The organism is Nonomuraea antri (assembly GCF_013283785.1).
GTDB classification, from domain to species: Bacteria; Actinomycetota; Actinomycetes; order Streptosporangiales; family Streptosporangiaceae; genus Nonomuraea; species Nonomuraea antri.
Genome location: NZ_JABCPZ010000004.1, coordinates 77,240 through 95,134 on the forward strand (window position 1 = coordinate 77,240; position 17,895 = coordinate 95,134).

The 17,895-nt window shown below is 68.7% G+C and carries 21 protein-coding genes; 2 read left to right on the forward strand and 19 right to left on the reverse strand.

All coding sequences use genetic code 11. From position 1 onward, the window contains the following. Positions 1–3: 3 nt before the first annotated feature. The 11 genes from HII36_RS02270 to HII36_RS02320 all read right to left on the reverse strand — a co-directional run bounded on the left by HII36_RS02270 (position 4) and on the right by HII36_RS02320 (position 11,003). Positions 4–1,284, reverse strand: a complete 1,281-nt coding sequence (locus tag HII36_RS02270) for a lanthionine synthetase C family protein (protein WP_173521332.1) — start codon at positions 1,282–1,284, stop codon at positions 4–6. Further along, positions 1,281–4,247, reverse strand: a complete 2,967-nt coding sequence (locus tag HII36_RS02275) for a lantibiotic dehydratase (protein ID WP_173521333.1) — start codon at positions 4,245–4,247, stop codon at positions 1,281–1,283. The genes HII36_RS02270 and HII36_RS02275 overlap by 4 nt, the downstream gene beginning before the upstream one ends. Positions 4,248–4,468: 221 nt before the next feature. Then, positions 4,469–4,612 (reverse strand): FxLD family lanthipeptide, encoded by a 144-nt coding sequence (gene fxlA / locus HII36_RS02280; RefSeq protein ID WP_173521334.1) that lies wholly within the window; start codon positions 4,610–4,612, stop codon positions 4,469–4,471. Between the two features lie 634 nt (positions 4,613–5,246). Continuing rightward, positions 5,247–5,687 carry a hypothetical protein gene (locus HII36_RS02285; RefSeq protein WP_173521335.1) on the reverse strand — a complete coding sequence of 147 codons (441 nt, stop codon included), beginning with the start codon at positions 5,685–5,687 and terminating at the stop codon, positions 5,247–5,249. 178 nt (positions 5,688–5,865) lie between these two features. Then, on the reverse strand, positions 5,866–6,705 hold the full coding sequence (locus tag HII36_RS02290) for an SAM-dependent methyltransferase (protein ID WP_173521336.1): 840 nt from the start codon (positions 6,703–6,705) through the stop codon (positions 5,866–5,868). Positions 6,706–6,778: 73 nt separating this feature from the next. Next, complete coding sequence (gene tmk / locus HII36_RS02295; RefSeq protein ID WP_173521337.1) at positions 6,779–7,447, reverse strand: dTMP kinase; 669 nt, start codon at positions 7,445–7,447, stop codon at positions 6,779–6,781. Next, positions 7,422–8,039, reverse strand: coding sequence for a 3'-5' exonuclease (locus HII36_RS02300; protein WP_173521338.1), 618 nt, complete (start codon positions 8,037–8,039; stop codon positions 7,422–7,424). Before HII36_RS02300 ends, tmk begins: the two co-directional genes overlap by 26 nt. Further along, entirely contained in the window at positions 8,032–9,198 is a 1,167-nt protein-coding gene (locus tag HII36_RS02305) for a radical SAM family protein (RefSeq protein ID WP_217369072.1), read from the reverse strand. The genes HII36_RS02300 and HII36_RS02305 overlap by 8 nt, the downstream gene beginning before the upstream one ends. A gap of 127 nt (positions 9,199–9,325) precedes the next feature. After that, positions 9,326–10,204: a helix-turn-helix domain-containing protein gene (locus tag HII36_RS02310; protein ID WP_217369073.1), complete on the reverse strand. Its 879-nt coding sequence runs from the start codon at positions 10,202–10,204 to the stop codon at positions 9,326–9,328. Between the two features lie 23 nt (positions 10,205–10,227). Beyond that, positions 10,228–10,752, reverse strand: coding sequence for a DUF6879 family protein (locus HII36_RS02315; protein ID WP_173521339.1), 525 nt, complete (start codon positions 10,750–10,752; stop codon positions 10,228–10,230). Then, positions 10,749–11,003, reverse strand: a complete 255-nt coding sequence (locus HII36_RS02320) for a hypothetical protein (protein ID WP_217369074.1) — start codon at positions 11,001–11,003, stop codon at positions 10,749–10,751. Before HII36_RS02320 ends, HII36_RS02315 begins: the two co-directional genes overlap by 4 nt. 425 nt (positions 11,004–11,428) lie before the next feature. On the opposite strand from HII36_RS02320, the gene HII36_RS02325 reads away from it, so the two are divergent. Next, positions 11,429–11,884 (forward strand): YdcF family protein, encoded by a 456-nt coding sequence (locus HII36_RS02325; RefSeq protein ID WP_328807558.1) that lies wholly within the window; start codon positions 11,429–11,431, stop codon positions 11,882–11,884. 824 nt (positions 11,885–12,708) lie between these two features. Here the strand turns inward: HII36_RS02325 and HII36_RS02330 are convergent. The 8 genes from HII36_RS02330 to HII36_RS02365 form a co-directional block, all read right to left on the reverse strand. Next, a complete protein-coding gene (locus tag HII36_RS02330) occupies positions 12,709–13,008 on the reverse strand; it encodes a hypothetical protein (RefSeq protein WP_173521340.1) in 300 nt (99 codons plus the stop codon). A gap of 103 nt (positions 13,009–13,111) precedes the next feature. After that, positions 13,112–13,645, reverse strand: coding sequence for a helix-turn-helix domain-containing protein (locus HII36_RS02335; protein WP_173521341.1), 534 nt, complete (start codon positions 13,643–13,645; stop codon positions 13,112–13,114). Further along, entirely contained in the window at positions 13,645–13,905 is a 261-nt protein-coding gene (locus HII36_RS02340; RefSeq protein ID WP_173521342.1) for a hypothetical protein, read from the reverse strand. The genes HII36_RS02335 and HII36_RS02340 overlap by 1 nt, the downstream gene beginning before the upstream one ends. Next, positions 13,902–14,108 carry a helix-turn-helix domain-containing protein gene (locus HII36_RS02345; protein WP_217369075.1) on the reverse strand — a complete coding sequence of 69 codons (207 nt, stop codon included), beginning with the start codon at positions 14,106–14,108 and terminating at the stop codon, positions 13,902–13,904. Before HII36_RS02345 ends, HII36_RS02340 begins: the two co-directional genes overlap by 4 nt. 297 nt (positions 14,109–14,405) lie before the next feature. Beyond that, entirely contained in the window at positions 14,406–15,737 is a 1,332-nt protein-coding gene (locus HII36_RS02350) for a DUF3987 domain-containing protein (protein ID WP_173521343.1), read from the reverse strand. Further along, positions 15,734–16,702: a bifunctional DNA primase/polymerase gene (locus HII36_RS02355; RefSeq protein WP_173521344.1), complete on the reverse strand. Its 969-nt coding sequence runs from the start codon at positions 16,700–16,702 to the stop codon at positions 15,734–15,736. The genes HII36_RS02350 and HII36_RS02355 overlap by 4 nt, the downstream gene beginning before the upstream one ends. 1 nt (position 16,703) lies before the next feature. Beyond that, positions 16,704–16,925: a helix-turn-helix domain-containing protein gene (locus tag HII36_RS02360; protein ID WP_173521345.1), complete on the reverse strand. Its 222-nt coding sequence runs from the start codon at positions 16,923–16,925 to the stop codon at positions 16,704–16,706. Then, on the reverse strand, positions 16,922–17,116 hold the full coding sequence (locus HII36_RS02365; protein WP_328807559.1) for a helix-turn-helix transcriptional regulator: 195 nt from the start codon (positions 17,114–17,116) through the stop codon (positions 16,922–16,924). Before HII36_RS02365 ends, HII36_RS02360 begins: the two co-directional genes overlap by 4 nt. Before the next feature lie 190 nt (positions 17,117–17,306). Between HII36_RS02365 and HII36_RS02370 the strand changes: the two genes are divergently transcribed. Next, positions 17,307–17,894, forward strand: coding sequence for a helix-turn-helix domain-containing protein (locus HII36_RS02370; RefSeq protein ID WP_268959427.1), 588 nt, complete (start codon positions 17,307–17,309; stop codon positions 17,892–17,894). The last annotated feature ends 1 nt before the right edge of the window (position 17,895 follow it).

Here is a 17,895-nt window from a genome sequence, read left to right on the forward strand (position 1 = left end):
GAGTCAGTCCTTCGAGGTGGCGATGAGCAGGCAGGTGTCCCATCCGGAACTCGGGGCTGATCCGGTAGCGGGGGCGAGCACGGCCAGAGCGATCCCGGCAGCGCCCTCCAGCAGGGAGGGTCCGCCTTGGCCTCCGAGCAGGGCGGTCGTCACGTCATTGGGGTCGGCGCCGGACGGCAGGACCTCGTCCAGCAGGACGGGCAGGAAGGTGTGGAGCTGGGCGGAGGTGTCGGGGTAGGCGTCGACGATGACGCGAGTGGCCAGATGCGCGATCCCCGCGAAGCCGTGGCAGAGTGACAGATCCGTGGTGGCCGTGCGCTGCGCCGGGTCCCCGATGGCCTGGGTGAGAGCGTGGCCGGCCAGGTTCAGCCGTTTGGCGTCGCCCATGGCCAGGGCGGCGAGTTGCTGGGTGCGCACCAGCCCCGCCGTGCCGTAACACCAGCTCGGCCGCTGCGGGCCGAGGGGTTCTCGCCCGGCGTGCAAGTGGGCCCGTTTTATCAGGTACGGCCAGCGGAAGCCCTCGCGGGTGTCTTCGCGCCACCGGTCGAACCACTGGCAGATGCGCAGCATCGCCTTGAGGTGCCCGGAGGCGGTGACTCCGCGCCGGGCCGCCAGCGCCAGCAAGGCCAAAGGTCCGCTGATGCCATGCGCGAGGCCGAAGTTGCCGTGGCCGCCCGGGAAATCCGGGTGTGGGCGGCCGTCCGGGCTAGCCAGGGTCCACCAGCCGGGCAGCGCCTCGCTGGCGTCCTGGATTGGCTCGGTGAGCCGTACCAGGTACTCCAGTACCGCGTGCAGCGTCTTGCCGTCGGGGTCGCGGCGCAGTAGGTAGGCGCCGAGCCCGGTCAGGCCGCGGATCACGTCGAACTCAGCCAGGTCGGGCAGGCGGCCGGCGTCGATGCGGGCGTGGGCGGCGTCCAGGCGGTACTGAGTGTCGGCGGTGATCGTCTGGTCGAGGGACTGGAGCGCCCGCTCGTAGCCGGGGAGGTGGTCGGCGGCGCAGGCGATGGCGTGCGCGACGGCGGGGGTGCCGTAGTACAGGTGGCTGTCGGGCCCGGAGGTGACCGGTTCGCTGGTGATGTAGGTCAGCCATTCATGGACCGGCTGCCAGGGGCGCAGGCCGGCGGCGGCCAGTTCGATGTGCAGCAGGGCGAGGCCCGGCGCACCGTGCGCCAGGGATTGCCGCCACCACGGTCGTGACGTCAGGCCGGTGGGCGCGGCGCTGGGAGTGGCCGTCCGATCGGCGACGGCGACCGCAAGTTGGATGGCTGGGTGCGGGCCGGTCACGATGCGGCTCCTTCGGCGCGGACCCGCCAGGCGAGCGCGGCGCAGCGGGCCAGGTAGAGCCCGGCGGCTTCGTCGTCGAAGTCGATACCGCAGGCCCGCACGAAATGGACGTGGAGCAGCGAGCCGAGCACGTCGTCGAGGGGGATTGCCTCGGTCTCGTGGCTGGGGAAGTGGGCGCGGTAGCCGGTCAGGGCTTCGTTGCGCGGTTGCCAGGCGGCGACGATCGCCTCCCCGCCTTCCCGGGCGCGGAGTTCCGCCCAGTCGTGGCGCGGGTCGGCGATCCGGACGGCTTCGGTGAACGTCGGACGCGGCACCCGGCACGGTGCGGAGGCCGGGATGTTGCTGATCAGCCACTGCATGCCCACCGCGGTGCTGCCGGTGAAGGCGGCGGCGATGGCCACGCTGTTGGCGGCGATGAGCGCCTGCCGGTGGGGCCGTTCCGGCAGGCGCAGTTGGGTGAGCACCGCGGCTGAGTCGGCCGCGAACACCTGCTCGGCCGCGGCCATCGCGTTGCCGCTGCCCCACCGGCCGGTCTCCGGGTAGGAGGTGGGGTAGGTGAGTTCGCGCAGCAGGCCCGCCTGGCGCAGCTCGGCCGCCCAGGTGCTCACCATCCGGGCGGTTGGACCGAACGCGGCCGGGCCAGGCAGGACGATACGCAGACGCAGGTGATGGTCGGGGTCGCGGTAGCGCATGAAGCGCCACATGGGCCGGTCGAGCCGGGCGAGCAAGTCCGGCAGATACTCGGCCAGCACGCCGTCCTGGCGCAGGAGATCGCCGTACAGGTGAGCGAGCAGCACCGTCGAGCAGGCAGGCAACTGGCCCCGGTCACGACCGACGATTCGTGCCCGCGTCGGAACGGGGAGGGGTGGCCAAGGCGGCGGGTCGACGGCGGCCAGCGGCACCACCAGCTCGTGCGCCCGGCCGCCGCACCAGCCCACGTCCTCCGGCGTCGGAGCTTCGGCGAGAACGGCCTGCGATGCGCCGTTCAGATGGACCCGGAGCAGCACCCGATGCGCGCTCTGGCCGAGGTCGAGCGGCAGCAGCCGGTCTCCCTCGACCAGATGCACCCTGCGGGGCAGCCGGCGGCAGGCCCGCCAGCCGTTCACCGCGTCATCCCACTCCGTCCACGCCTGGGAGGCGGTGGGCAGTTCGTCGGCGCGGAGCCGCCACCGGGCTGCCGAAAGGACGGCACGCCCGTAGCGCACGCGCGGCAGGAACGGCAGGTGTTCGGCAGCGCCCCACGAGAACGTGCTCACCTGGGCGTATTGGGCGCGGCTCAGCTCGGTGAGGAACCGGGCGAGCGGTGGCGTGTGAGTGCGCAGGTTCAGGGCGTGCAGCGCTGCCGCCTCCAGCCGCTTGCCCAGCCGGGGCGCGGCCAGGTAGAGGCGGCGGCCATCACACCCGACGTACAGATCCTCCACTCCCAGCACCCCGTCACCGGGAGTACGGTGCTCGCCGAGGCTGACCAGGACGGGCCAGGTCTGCGGCGCGCGGGTGACGTGCGTGGTAGCCGGATCGAGCGGCGGGAAGGACAACTGCGCGGCCACGGTGTCCTCGTCCCCGCCGGGCAGGCCGGCCAGCCCGTCCGCCAGGCGCGCCCGATCCTCGGGGGCGAGGATGTTGAGGAAGCGGCCGGTCAGCACGCCGGCGGCGCGGGAGACGCTCACCACGTGGACGGTGAAGTCCCCGGATGCGATCGCGGTCTCGTCGGGTGCGTGGACGCGTACACCCACTTCCAGGTGGGATGGCGGGCGCAGCCGCTCCGAGCCCGGCCGCAAGGCGGACACGAGCTGCTCGTTTAGTACGACCTCGTGGCAGCCGTCCAGTACCGCGCCCTGGGCGAGGGCGAGCAACTGCTCGTCCCGGCTGGAGAGCGGCGAGCGCCGCTCCGGCGTCACCGTGCCCGGGTAACCGTCCGGCCAGCCGATACCGCAGTCGGCGACGACGTCGAGCACCGGGACGAGCGAGCCGATGCCGTACCGCTCGTAGAAGCGCTGGTGATAGGTCCGCCAGGCGGGTGCGCCCACGGGGTAGGGACTCAGGTAGGTCAGGGCGAGAGCAGCCTGCTCCACCTCGTGTACGACCTGACGCGGCAAGGCCACAGCCGCGTCCAGCCGCAGATCCAGCGCCAGCAGGTGCCGCCCGGTAGGGGAAACGTCACGCATCCGCTCGGGCAGCTCTGAGCGGATGGCGCGGCTCTGACCGGACGACTCTCGGTTGTGCTGCCCGATTCGGGTGTGGATGTCTCTCAGCTCCACCACGCCGCCCGCAGACGGCTCTGAGGTGGCGCAGGAAGCGTCCAGCTCGCTGATCAGGTGACCCAGGGCATCTGGCACGGTGGCGGGCGCGTGCAGGCTCGTGAGCAACGCTCGACGGCGGACCAGCTCGCCGAGCATGTCCGCGATCACGCCCGGCGGTGTGCCGGGAGACCCGGCCCGCAGTTTGTCGGCCAGCTCACCCACCCGGACCGGAGTGCGAGCCGCCGCCATGACAGCCTGCACCGCCGTGGTGTTGCGCAGCGATACTTCCACGGCCGCCGCCCCGCGCTCACGCGCCTGGTGCACGTACGGCACGATCAGCCGGTCCCCGCGTACGGTCGCGGTGTTGTTGGCGACCACCGGCAATCGAGCCAGCAGCGCCGGGTTGCCCTCCAATCGGTCGATGACCGCGGCCAGCCAGCCAGCGTCGGCGGCGGCGACCACGTGATGTGCTCGGCCCCAGCGGGACGCCTGCCTCGCGTCGAAGACGACGGGGGCCACCCCCGCGAGGAGCCCGAAGGGCATGGCCCGGCCGGTCATGCGCAGCAGGTAGCGGGCCACGGACAGCACGGCGCGCCGGGTCTCCCGGACGTCGGGATCCGGTCGGGCGCACAGCGCCTGGACCTGCTGGGCCAGCACGGGACTGGCATGCTCCAAGGCGTCGGCAACCTGGCCGATGTCCCAGACCTGTCGCAGCCAAGTCACCCAGCAGGCCACCCGCTCAGGGGAGGAGTCGGTGATGTCCGGCCACGGCGGAAGGCGCAGCTCAGGGTGGGCGACGGCGCGTATCAACGCCGCTCCGGTGAATCGGAAGCCCGCCGGGTGGGCTTGGCGAAGCACGGTACCTCCGAGGGTCGGGGGCGGTGCCGCCGCCGCGAGGGTTCACGACGGCGACACCACCGGGACACGAGGGTGCGGACCCTGGATCAGGAGCCGCCGTCCGTGACGCAGGCGCCGCAGGTGCTGGTGCAGTTGTCGTCGGTGACGTTGATCAGTCCGCCGGGGTCGGCGACCTCGACGGTGCGGGCGTCCAGGTCGAACTCGTAGGCGCTGTTCTGGCTGGGTGACATGGCGTCCTCCACCGTTGAGACTCCCCGGACCGCGTCGGCCCAGGGTCTTGCTCGCAATGGCCCGCACATTCAGCGGTGCCACCGCGTCCGCCACGAGTGGCGGAGCTTCTGCACAGGAGGGTGATCAGGTTGTTCGGGCAGGCCGAATGCGGCGAGCGAGCGGCGGTTGCCCTCCGAACAGGTCGGCCGGCCACGCCATCGCGGCTCTGCGTCTTCTTGGCGGTGAAGAGCAAGACGAGGACCAGGCCGGCGGTGATGAGCGGGCGGACGAGCGCGGGGCGGATCGTGGCGTCCTCCGGCAGGTCGGGTCTCCAGGGACCCCCGTAGACGAGGAAGAGCAGGTCCATGCGGGATGCCTCCAAACTGGGGGTGGAGGTCATGTGGAACTCGCCCGGAGGTTGCCGAGAATGGCGGACTGGTGAGACAACGCGGAGTTCAGCGAGATGCCGTCCGGCCGCTGGATCTCGTGGAGGACTCCAGCCCTCTGCATGATGGCGGTCGGCGGCCGTCGCGAAGTAGCGATCCACCACTCGCGGTCGGCGGCATCCCATCCGCGGACGATCGTCCAGCCGGGGTAGGTACGGCGTAGTGCGGCGAGTCGGAGGTGCGCCAGCGTCGTTGGGTGCATGAGTGATCACCAGGTGGTGTGAGGATCTCTCAGGTAGGTGATGGGGGTGAAGTAGCTGCGGGACGGTGGCGGTGGACGCCATTCCGGAGCCGGTCGCGTACCCGCCGTCTTCACGCGGCCAGGCAGCGTTTCTCGAAGGACGGGCCACGGGTCCTGCCCATGGCGGGGCCGGGGTGAGGCGGCGGGCTGGGGCGAGGCAGGTTGCCCGATTTCGATCGCGAGCATCAGCTCAGCGTTGTCGAGGCGCTCGCGCATCTCGGTGGCACTGCCGGCCTCCTCGATGACGGGTTCGCTGGATGGGCCCATGTAGATGGCGAGGAGCGTCCGGTGGTAGGGCGCGTACATAACGCACCAGGCCGGGTGCTCCTGCTGGAGGGCGTCGGCGTGAGCTGTGCCCCTGGCGTCGGCAAGGGCGCCGCTCTCGATGTTCTCGAAGAGCACGATCATGACTCTTTCAATGGGACGAATGCCTTTGGGGACGCAGACCGGACGCGCAACGTCGGCGACGTCCGGCCTGCGTCATGAGTGCGAGACGGCGGGGACGACAACACCGGGCCGCCCGCACTGGGCGTGACAGCACAACTGGCGATGGGTCGCATTGCGTGGCCGCCCCGCCATGCCATGGTCAGCAGTCCTTGCGCTCCGCCATGACCATGAGGAAGTGCGGAGCGTCGCGGTTGGGAGTGCGGTCTCCTACCTCGGGCAGGAAGTCGGTCGTACGCACCACGCCTGGCTCCAAGATGGCGAAGTCTCGAATCAGCGCCGTGATCTCGTGCCTGGTCCGCACGTAGATCGGGACGCCGCACTGCTCCTGGTAGGCGGCTCTGCCTCGCTCGACGCTGTCCGGATCCATGCCGTCGCTGGTGACGTGCGTCAGGACGATGATGCTGCGGGGCGCGAGACGAGCCCGGAGGGCGAACCTGAGATCGGTGCACTGCTCGTCCGTCAAGAAGTGCAGGACGGCTCCCAGGACCACCACGGCCGGCCTGTTCAGGTCGAGGTGCCTGCTCATGGCGTCGAGCACCTTGGCGCTGTGGCGGAGGTCCTCCTGCGCGACATCGACACCAGGCCCGCGCAGCAGCGCCCGGCAGGTCGTGGCGACCAGCTCGTCGGAGTCCAGGGCGAGCCATTGGACGTCCGGTCTGATGCCGGCGGCGACGTCGTACAGGTCCGGCAGTTGGAGGGCGTCCATGCCCTGTACGGGTCTCCCGCATCCGAGATCAGCGAACTGGGTGTGCCCCCGGCTCGCCAGGTGGCGGACGGCGCGGACTAGCGCGGCTGCGTTCTCCTGGGCTACCTCGTCCACATTCTCGTGGATGGTCTTCTTGAACTCCTCCGCCGCGGCCCGGTCAGGGGCGAAGGCGTCTCTGCCAGCCCCACGCAACGCGGCGTAGGTGCGGGCGGGGACGGCCTCGTTCGGGTTGAAGCGGTCACCGGGTGGCGGTGTGAGAGGGACTTCGGTCATGAGGATCCCGCCTGATCGTGAGCGAGGGCTGAGATGGGAGATCGGGTTCGGCGTCCGGTGTGGGGGTGAGGCGTCACCACGCGTCGTTCTTCGGTGGCTGATCGTCGGGAATGGCGAAGAACTCCCGAAGCCGGCTCCTGATCTTGAGCGCGACCTCGTGGGGGTTGCCGGTGCCGACGTCGATGCGCAGCACGTCGTATCCGGCCTGGATGAGCCGGTCGCATGCCTGCCGGTAGAAGTGGGCTTCGGCGTGGCTGGAGCTGGGTGTGAGCTGGAAGCGGTTGTGTGCGCCACGCTCGGCCAGCCGCGCCGCGATCACCTCCGGGGACCCTTCGAGGACCACGGCGAGATCGGGCCGGTCCGCGAGAGAGTTCAACCCCCACAGGAACACCGGGTCGACGCCGTCGAATCGCTGCATGACCAGGGCGGATGGTACGTACCTGTCGCACAGGACGATGTCGCCGGCATCAAGGCGGGGTTGGATCTCCGTCTCAAGATGGTGGTAGCGGTCGGCGGCGTAGAGGCAGGCCAGAGCGGGACCGGTGATGGTCTCGGTCAAGTCGCGGGCGATCTTGCCGAGTATGGCGTTGGAGGGTTCGGCGGTGGTGTGGACGTGCTCGCCATCGGCCACCAGGAGCTGGGACAGGTGCGCGACGATGGTCGACTTTCCGGCACCGGACGGGCCGTCAATGCTGATGAATAGACCACGTCGGCGATCAGAAAAGGGTCTCAGCCGTGTCATCGGTCGGTCCTTTGCGAGGGGATGCTTCCGTGCTGGTCAGGAGGGCGGCGAGCGGCAGCGGCTGCGCGCCGGGCGGGCTCGCGAGGTGCGCCAGGAGGCGGGCGCAGACGAGAGCGTCGTAGGCGGCCCGGTGAGATCTCAGGCCGGCGGGCAGCTCGGCGGTGAGATCGAACTCGTCCGCCAGCGCGCCCAGCTTGTAGGAGGGGCGACCCGGTAGGAGACGCCGAGCCAGCTTCAGGGTGTCGATGATCTGTGCGGGCCGGAAGCCGGGCAGCTCCCGGGTGAGCACGTCGAGATCTACGTGAGCGTTGTGCGCCACGAAGATGCAGCCGTCGAAAATGGCCTGGATGTCAGGGGCGAGTTCGACGGCCGAGGGAGCACTCGCCACTTGCTCGTTGGAGATGGTGTGGATGCGGCGGGCCAGCGGCGTGATCGGCCGCGGTGGCTTCACCAGCCAGGTGAGAGGGTCTCCGACGAAGCCTTCGTCGATCAGGGCGATGGACAGCTCGACCAGGTCGGGAGGCCGCTGCCCGTTACCTTCCACGTCCGCGACCGCGTAGCGGAATCTCGTCCACGTGTCCGGGTTAGGCATGTGGGTTCTCCCATCCGATCTCGGCCCTGCCGTGTCGCCGTTGCCGGTGAGGGTGGTCGGCGTCGTGGATCTGGAAGGCGAACCGGTGCTGGAGGTAGTAGCGCGGCTGCTCGGTTGGGAGTCCGGCGACCTGTGCCGCGCGTTCGGTGACCTCGATGATCCGGAGGCCAGCCGCCTCGGGCAGCGCGGAGGCGGCTTGCTGGAGCTGGTGAGGCGTGGGGACGTGGTGGGCCTGGGCGCACAACTTGTGTTGGGCGGCCGGGCAGATGTCGCACAGCTCGTTGATGCCGTAGTGGCCGTTGTAATCCGGCAGACCGTGCACGTACGAGACCGCGCAGGAGGTCTTGCGGAACAGCGGCGGCGCGTCCGCCGGCCGGCGAGCGAACCCTGCGAGCACGCGTTCTTCCAGCGTCTCGGGGACGATCTTGCGGCGGGCGGTCCCGTCGTAGGGCTCGGGTAGGCCGTTGGCGCGGTAGTAGTCCGCGATCTCGTCCCGGTAGAACAGGCCGGTGAACACCGCGGCGTCGGCCCATCGCGACATGGCCGCTGCGCGGGTGAGGTGGGCGGGGGTGTCGTTCAATCCAGGTACCAGGGGTCGCCAGTAGAAGATCGTGCGATACCGGCGGGACTCGCGGGCTGTGGCCATTCGCATGGATCGCACGGCGATCTGTGACGGATGGGGCTCGATCCGCTGGTCGTCGATTCCGGAGTAGGTGAACAGAAGCGTCACCTTCAGGTGTCTCAACGCGTTCAGCCGATCGCAGTCGCCGCGACGCAGGCGAGCGCGGGTGATCACGAGCACGTGGTTGGTGAGTTCGCGCCCGTCGAGGTTCTCCAGCACGGCGAACAGGTGGTCTCGAACGTCCGGCAGGAAGGGGTCGGTGGCCCGGTTGAAGACCTGCACGGGGGTGTCGTGCGGGCGGAAGTACCGGTGGGTGACGAGCTGTTCGACGGCCTCGGCGTCGGTCAGCAACGCCTGCGGCCGGCGCGCGTCCCATAGACCGTAGGTGTGCCGGATGCAGTACGCGCAGCCGAGCGGGCAGCCTTGCACGTGGTTGAGCGACAGGCCCGACTTTCGGTACTCGACGACGTCGCGGGCGCGCTCTTGTAGGGCGGCTGCGGCTTCCTTGCTCAGCAAGGGGACGAAGGTGGGGCTCACGACACTCTCCAGAGGTCAGGCCGCGGATGTCGCCGTCAGCGTGACATGGGGCCGAGGAGAGCAGCGAGGAAGATTCTAGAGATTTCTCGAATCTGGATGGCTGACCGGAAGGTGACGAAACATTGAGCTACAGCGCCGTGGCGGTTTCTCCGTCGTCGTCGGGTAGTGCCGATCGAAGTTCCTCCATCACCTGGGTGATGACGGCGCGAGCGGTGGCGCCGTATGCCGCGACGGACGCCATCGCCCCGAAGACCTTCTCGTGCAGGTCGATCTCCTGGGCCTGGGTCAACGTCAACTCGGCCGAGAAGATCTCTACGAGCACCTGACGGTCATCGAAGATCCAGAAGCCGCACCCGGGGGCGATGACGAACGGCGTGCCGAACGGGATGATGCCGAGCCGCACGTTGGGCAACGTCGAGGCGGCCACCAGCCGATCGAGCTGGGGCAGCATCAGCTCCGGCGGGCACAGGCGGTACCGGAGGACGGCCTCGGTGATCACGAAGTGGAAGCGCTTGCGCGGGTCGTAGAGGATGTCCTGCCGGGCCAGCCGGGCGCGTACGGCGTCGTCGATGTCGTTCGTGATGCCGAACACGGTGATGGCCTGGGCAAGCCGGTGACGGGCGTACCCAGCCGTCTGGAGCAGTCCGGGAACGAAAGCGGGCTCGAAGACCCGGAGACGAGTAGCGCGCCGCTCCATGTCGGCCCAGGTGCCCTGATGATGGCGGGTGCCCCCACTCAGGAGGCGCTGCCACTCCGCGTGCGCAGACTCCATCGTGCGCAGCATGGCCAGCACCGAGGCACTGTCCTGCTCGTCTCCGGTCGTCGCGCTGACCCACCCGGTGATGTCCGCCTCGGTGGGGGTCTGCTTCCCTGTCTCCAGTTTCGAGATCTTCGAGGCAGGCCACGAAAGACGCTCGGCGAGTTCCCGGCCTGTCAGGCCGGCGGACGCACGCAGGGTGCGCAGCTTGTTGCCGAGCGCCTCTCTGGCCTGCTGGACGCTGGTCACGCCCCCCTTTCTACTCAGACGCCCTACTCTCGTGCCAAGTCGGAGAGGAACTGGTCACGAGTGACCGCCCGATGCCAGGCATCGTCACGGGCCGCCGCCAGCTCGACCACGGTGGCCGGATCGGTGACGATCTCGGCACCGAGCAGCACGTCGTCTTCGTCGAACTTCAGCCGGGCGACCCACTTGGAGTCGAACAGCCAATAGTCGAGGTCGGGTAGCCCATGAGCCTGCGCCCGGTTCAGGTAGCGGATGTCCTCGCCGGCCTCGATGGCGAACTGGGCGCACCACAGGCCGAAGCGGGAGTAGTCCGAAAGCGGGACGGACACGACCCGCACCCGGCGGACGGACTTGCCCTTGGCCGCGTGTTCGGCCATGAGGTCGAGCCAGGGCCGGTTCCAGGCCAGGTCATCGGGCTCGCCAGCGAGGAACTTGCGGACCGGCTCATCCTCGCCTGGAGCGTTGTAGCGCTCCCGCGGCTCCAGCCGGAACGCCGTGTGCTCGAATGACCTGAACAGATCACCGAACGCGTCGCCGGAAACCAGGGTCAACGCCCCTCCTCGGCGCCTTCGTCGGCCGCCGCGGTCATGGCGGCGTCATGGGCGGCGGGAGCCTGGTAGAAGCTCAGCAGCTCCAGCGGGATCTCGATGTCGACCTCCCCGGAAGGCACCTCGCCCAGGTCGGCGAGTGCCTGCGAGTCGGTGACGCGGTAGCCGCGCACCACGAGACTGCCCCGGTCTGTTGCCCACAGTGTGGGCGAGCCGCCGTTCTGCGAGGTCGAACCGAGGAACGTAATCCTCATACCTGCCTCCGCGAGAAGAATTCGAGAACATTCACTACGAGGGGACTACGAGGCGGTATAGCCGTCAAGCCTCCCGGGGCGATTGCTCTAGGTCGTCGTCGTCCAGGCACATCCGGAAAGTCAACTCCAACGCGAGGCGAGTCATGATGGCGACGTACGGCTCTGGCCGGTCAGTGGACGCGTCGCCCACCACCACTGCAGGCAGGAGTGAGAGTGAACGTCAATCAACAGGCCATCACCGACGAGCAGTGGCAGCACGTCCGCACCATTTGGGACTACCACCAGATGCACCACGACCTGCGCCAGTGCGATGTGGCCATCGGCCTGGGCAGCCACGACCTCGGGGTCGCGCGCGCGACGGTCGAGCTGTATCGGCCGGGTGGTTCCCTCGGATCGTCTTCTCCGGCGCCACGAGCCCCACCACCGTGGCACGCTTTCCCCGCGGCGAGGCCGTCCAGTTCCGCGAGCACGCGCTCGAACTCGGCGTGCCCGACGAGGCGATCTTGCTGGAGCCGAACGCCACCAACACCGGCCAGAACATCGCACTGTCCCGCCAGGTGCTGGCCGACGCGGGCATCCAGCCCGGTTCGGTGCTGCTGATCTCCAAGCCGTACATGGAGCGCCGAGCGTACGCCACGGCACGGAAGGTATGGCCCGAGGCCGAGGTGGTGTGCGCCTCCGAGCCGCTAGAGCTGGACGACTATGTCGGCTCGATCGGCGATCCGAAGCTGGTCATCGACATGCTCGTCGGCGATCTCCAGCGCGTGATCGAGTACCCCAAGCTCGGCTACGCCGTCGAGCAGCCCGTCCCAGGAGAGGTTCGTGACGCCTATCAGGCTCTCCTTCGTGCTGGGTTCGATAGCAGATTCCTGCCGTCCTGACTGTGCCGCACCTTCCAGGAGCCCTCTTTCCTGGGCGTCGTAGGGGCAACGGTGAGGGGCACACCTACTCTTCGATGATCAAGCCCTACCGAGCGATTGCTCCTCTCCTGGGCGATCTCAGCGCGGGTCGGGCGGCCCCACTACGGGAGGCCATCAAGATGGGGGCGCGAGTCACCATGCGCCGGTATGGGACAAGCGGCTGCCGTGTCGAGCCTGAGCCCTGTCCATCTCGCGCGCGCGTGCGCGGAAATGCCTCGCGAAAGTCCCGATACACCCCTCGCTGTCGGTCGGGGTGGGGTGGCTTGTTCCAGTATCCGCGGTGCTTACCGTCTCAGAGCCCACGCCGCGCATTGGGTTGTCGGCCGTCTGGATGTAGCCGTTGGACCACGGGCGACTTCTCCGGCCAGCGGCCCGTGCCGTGCGATGGCCGACACCGAGGCGCCGGCGCGGCGCTCAGTTGCTCGGGCCTGGGTATCCCAGGGTCGAGGCCACGGCTGAGCCGCTTGTGCTCGTGCACCACGAGGGTGACCGCGATCCCCGCCGACCGTAGTTCGCGGGCCAGGGCGGCGCCCTTGTCGAGTTCGGGACGGGCGGTGGCGCGGGAGTACCGATCCGCACGTGTCCCCGCCGGGTTGGTGCCTGATCATCGGGCTGGGTATGGGCTTCCGCGCACCACGGGGGGGGTACGTGACCTCGCGCGCGTGCGCATAAGGGCTCCCGAAACTCCCGATACATCCGTTGAGGCTTCCCAGACAGGTTTGAGGCATGGAAGGGCGGACGCCATGAGCGCCACGACCGTCCTGCCTTGAAAATGGCGACCTGCTTCATCCGCTCACGAACCGAGTCTTGTCCTCCACCCCATCAGACTCGGGCCATGGGGCAGCGGTCTCCGTCATCGGGAAGCAGGTGGCAGTCCGTGATCTGTAGACCACCGCGTTCTTGGGAAAGAGCAGCCTCTGCCTGCCCTCCCAGAAGCTCACACTCCCTATGGGATCGCCCTCGTAAAGGTTCTCAGCGACGCTGACGATCTCATCTCGCTCGGCCTCAGCGCCCTCGGCAGGAGCGTCGCACGCGACAGATCGGTCATATCCCGGGATCACTCTGGAGGCGGGGGCCATCTCCATACTGTCCTGCTTCCTCTCATCAACGGGAGCATGGAAGCTAGGACATTTTCTCGCTAACGTCGTATCAGCAGGTCAGAGGCTATTTACCTCGTGGAAGGCCGGATCAAGGCAGGCGCGGAGCGCCCCCGGCATCCGCCGCTCTGCCTTCCGCCTCCAGCCGCCGAGCCTTGGCCTTGGCGACTCGGTCGATGATGTTCTGGATGATGGCCGGGTCGGTGCCGACGTTCACCGGACCGCCTTGTGGGCCCGACACCTCGACGGCCTTCACCGGCCGCCAGTCTTCAGGGAACATCCGCGACAGGAGATCCAGAGCGACGCGGCCGTTCGGCTGGCTCCAGGCCCGCTCCCGCGTGCCGTCCGGCCGTTCGGCCTCCCGCACAAGCACCCCGCCCACAGCATCGGCGAACGCGGCGGCGACTAGGACGTCGGCCGACCTTCCCCGAGCACGGCCGATCGCCTCCCGGAAGCCACGCAGCTCGGCGGGAGCATCTTCCTCCTCACCCTGGGCCAACCAGCGGTGAACCGTTGAGCGGCCCACGCCGCACAGGTCAGCCGCCGTGCTCAGGAAGTGGCCGGCCTCCAGGTGGCGGCAGATCTTGTCCTGAAGTTCGGGGGTGAGCTTGCTCGGGCGAGCCATCACTCATCCTCTCGGGTTCGTGCGGTCAGCAGACGGCGGGCGTGCTCGGCTCCTCGCCGGGCGATGCTCGCATCTCGTACGCCACCGCTCCGGTGGGTGGGTACGGCGGGACGGGCGGCGGTGGGACGCAGGCCGTGGCGCACGACCAGGCTGACGGCGTCGGCGGCCCTGCGACCGGAGTCAGAGACGCCCCATTCGGACAGGAGGACGGCCAGGGCACGTTCGGCGGCCGTGATGGTGGCGGCCTGAGCCTTGGTCATTCAGTGGCCTCCTCGGGGACGTAGAGGAGGCCAAGCATCGCGGCGAGCTTGGCCGTGGGGATCAGGATCTTCCGGCCGATGCGGATGGACGGGAGGTCCCCCCGCCGTACCGCCTCATACGCGGCGTCGCGGTGAAGGCCCAGGAGTGCGGCGGCCTCGGCGACGGTCATCGTGGGGCGTTGGGAGAGCCGCTTGTCGGTCACGCTCGGATGCTTAGCAGTTTGGTCGGCTTGCGTCGCGGTCCATCGGCCTTCGTCGGCCTTGCGCTCCTCGGGCAGGGATTACGAAAGAAGAAGAAAGAAGTCGCCACGTGGCGGAGGGCTGGGGCCGAAGCACGGTAGGTGGGCGGGGCTGACCTGCATCAGGTCTTCGGCGTGACTCTGGAATCGTGCTTGCCCTGCTTGGCCCTTCCTTCGTAGCGGACGAAGAAAGGGCCTCGGGGCTGTGCGCCGCTACGCTGGTCACAGACTGGGTGGCGGAGCACGAGGGTTCTTTCTTCTTTATTCGTCAGGCGTGGACCCCGGTGCCGTCACATGTTGATACCGCACGGCCGGGCGTCCCCCGGTCGGTGTGGTCACCTTGGCGTACTGGCCGCTGACGACGAGGGCGGCGAGCATCTCGTCCAGGGCCTGCTTGGGGACGTTCCGAGAGAACAGCGCCGAGACCTCCGACCGAGTCAGTCCGGCGTCCCCGGCCTGGTCGAGGTGGCGGCGGAGGCGGTCGAGCTTGGGGTTTCGCATGCTCTTGTCGAGGACGAACACCGCCGAGGCGATCGAGTACCTGATCAGGGCGGCAGCCGCGGTTAGATGGTCGGCGCTTATACGGTCTCGCCCCTCCAAGGCCGCGTACAACCCCGCGATCCGCAGGCAGTACGGCGCTGAGCGGCGGGTGAACTCGGTCCAGGCGTAGTCCTCGTCGTCGGCCGCCGTGAACTCGTCGTACAGCGTGCCCGCCCAGAGGGCCTGGGCACCCGGGTCAAAGGCGATACGGCGGACCTGACCAGCCGCAAGGATGCCCTTGTTGAGCTTCCCTCCGATCTCGGCCAGTACGTCGCGGTCCACCCCCTCCGGGATGGGCAGGCGCTTGGACCGTTCGACGTAGACAGGCAGGAAGCGGTTGTAGGAGCCTCCGGCCATGTCGCTCTCGGCCAGCCTCAGCCGGAACTCCTTCGGGGTGATGTGGCCGATGATGGCCGCATGTGGGTTGGTGGCCCGGTAGGCCGATCGCGTGAGGACAGCAAGGGTGCGACCATCCCACGCCTGCCGCAGGATGGTTCCGAGCGAGGATCCCTCCCGCTTGGCGCGGGCCATCACCGTGGCGAACTCCGGCTCGACGACCACCAGCCGCTTGTCCATCGTCCCGCCCGTGTCCTCCTGCGAGTCCGGGTCACGAATGCGATCGATCAGCCCTTCGCCCGAGGATAGGCCGGTGGCGCAGATGTCGCCGTAGCCCAGACCGGTCTCGTGCATGAAGATCTCGGCCGTGTCGGTGGCCTGCCCCTTGCGGCCCGAGCCTGTCCGGCCGAACAGCAGCGGCCAGATCAGCAACGGGTGCCGGGTGTTGCCCACCTGGGCGAACGGGTTGGTGCCGATGAGAGCGCCGCACGCAGCCAGCGCCGAGGCGAGCACGCCCACCGGGTCGGCTTCGGTACTCGGGTCGGCCGCGTCCACCAGCTCGCCGAGAATGCCGTAGAACATGGTGCGGTCGGCGACAGGCGGGCGCGTCGCGAGCGGACCGTTCGCCCCCTCGGCCGGGTCCTGGTGGAATGCCTCGACTCTGGTCTCGGCGTCGTGCTCCTCCAGGAGGGTGACGGCGTTGTGTCGCCGTGTCATGAGTTCCTCCGGCGTGGCTGGCGGGTTCCGGCTTCAAGGCCGGAGCGGATGGTGGAGGCCGCCTCACGCGGTGGCAGGCCGATTTCATGCGCGGCAGCGTGCAGCATCTCCTCGACCAGCCCAAACGGCAGCAGGTTCGCCGTCACGAGCTGCCCCAAGGCGAAGGCCGCGGAGTTCACCGCGTGGTTGCGGGTGCCCGGTACGGCGTCCAGCACGTTCTGGACCTCCTCGCGCAGCGCGGCCTTTGCGTAACCCGCGCCACGCCCGTCGAGCGCGACGAGCAGCCGCCGAGCTGAGATGTGATCCCGCCTCGGCTCGGCCCTGTCGGGGGCCAGTCGTTCGGCAAGCCACTGGGGCAGCTCCGCGACCGGTTCACCGTTGATGACGTCGTACGAGCCGACGCCGTCCGGGAGATCCACGAAACTGCCCGGCCCTACGACGTAACCGCCCTGCGCTCGGGTATCGATCAGCCAGCCGAGCCGGCCGGCGGTGTTCCCGAGGGACAACTCGGCGGGCGGGGTGAAGTACAGGTGGGTGCCCCCGCGCCGGGTGCGGACGGTGAACGTGTCGAACGGCAGCGGCTGCTCCGCGACCGTGCAGATCAACGCCAGCACGTCCGCGCCCTCGTTGACGCCCGGCTGGTCCCAGGGAGAGGGCGGCCGTTCGTCCGTCTTCGGCGTGTCCAGGTCCACCACGACAAGCCCTGACGGGCCGCAGGAGATGCCGATGTTGTACGGCGCCGCCGACCAGCAGCGGCGGATCAGCTCAGGGTCGGTCGTGGCCTCTCGCTCCCAGTTCGTGAACCCCTTGAGCGGACGCTTCCCGCCCGGGGTCAGGGGGAAGACGTGCCAGCCGCGCTTTGCCGCAGCCAGGGCGTACCCGAGGGGTCGGTGTATCTTGGGGATCTTGGATTCAGGTATGGAAGTGAGAGGCGGGTCCGCTGCGAACGGGCCCGCCTCTGTCATGTCAGGCAGCATCTACATCGGCCTCAAGGGAGTCCGCAGGCGGTTCAAGAAGGGCCTGCACCCGTAGCCAGGCAACCGGGATGCGCCACGTCGCGCCCAACCGAACGGCGGGAATCTGGCCGTCCGCGATGGCCCGGCGAACGGTGCGGTCGTCGGCCCGCAGGAGGCGGCTAACTTCGGGCACGGTGGCGAACAGCCGCTCGTTCATCTCCTCGGTCTTCACGCGCTTACCTCCCCGTCAGCACCACTGCTCAGCCACGCCTCGACTTCCGCGTGCCGATAGCGGATCAAGCGGGGCCCCAGACGGATGGGACGCGGGCCGATGCCCAGCTCAGCCCACCGCTCCAAGGTCCGGACGGAGACGCCGCACCTCTCGGCCACCACCAACCGTGACACCAATGTTTGTTCCGACACTTTCGTTTCTCCCTCAAAGTCGGGGCGTTGCGGAACAAGATCTACTCATGTAGCTTCTGGGGTGTCAAGTCGCCTTGTGGCGGTATAACGTGCCGCCGTGGAACAAAGAGAGTGGACGACTCGCATGACCAGGCAGGTAGGGGCGCAGGTGGCACGCCTTCGGGCGCGTCCAGGGCCGGACGGGAAGCGGATGACCGCCCAGGCCCTCGCCGACCGCTGCGGCGAACTTGGGCTCCCGATGGACCGATCAGTGATCGCCAAGCTGGAGAAAGGACTGAGACAGTCGATCACGATCCCCGAACTGATCGTCTTGGCGAAAGCCCTGGACGTCGCCCCGGTCAGGCTTCTCTTCCCCCTTGAAGAACAGGGCAAGGTCGAGATCCTGCCGGGCAGGGAGGTGCCGACCTGGCGGGCCGCCGAGTGGTTCGACGGCTCCGACGACGACGCGCTGGAGGCCAAGGGGTGGGACCCGCACACCTGGCGCAGCCCCGATCCGATCGTCATGGCCTTCCGGTGGCACCGCCGGCATCTGGAGTCATGGTCCGCCATGCAGAAGCTCCTGGCCGGACAACGAAAGGAGGCCAAGGAAGCGACCGACCCTGACATGAAGCGCGGGTTGACAGAGGTGGTGACCGAGAACGAGAAACTTCTGAAGAAGACTGCGCAGGACCTGGCCTGGGTCCGTCAGAACATGCGCCAGCTCGGCGTCGCCCAGCTTCCCGAGATCCCGTCCGAACTCCGATCTATCGATGTCCTTCCACTTGATCCAGAACCTTAAG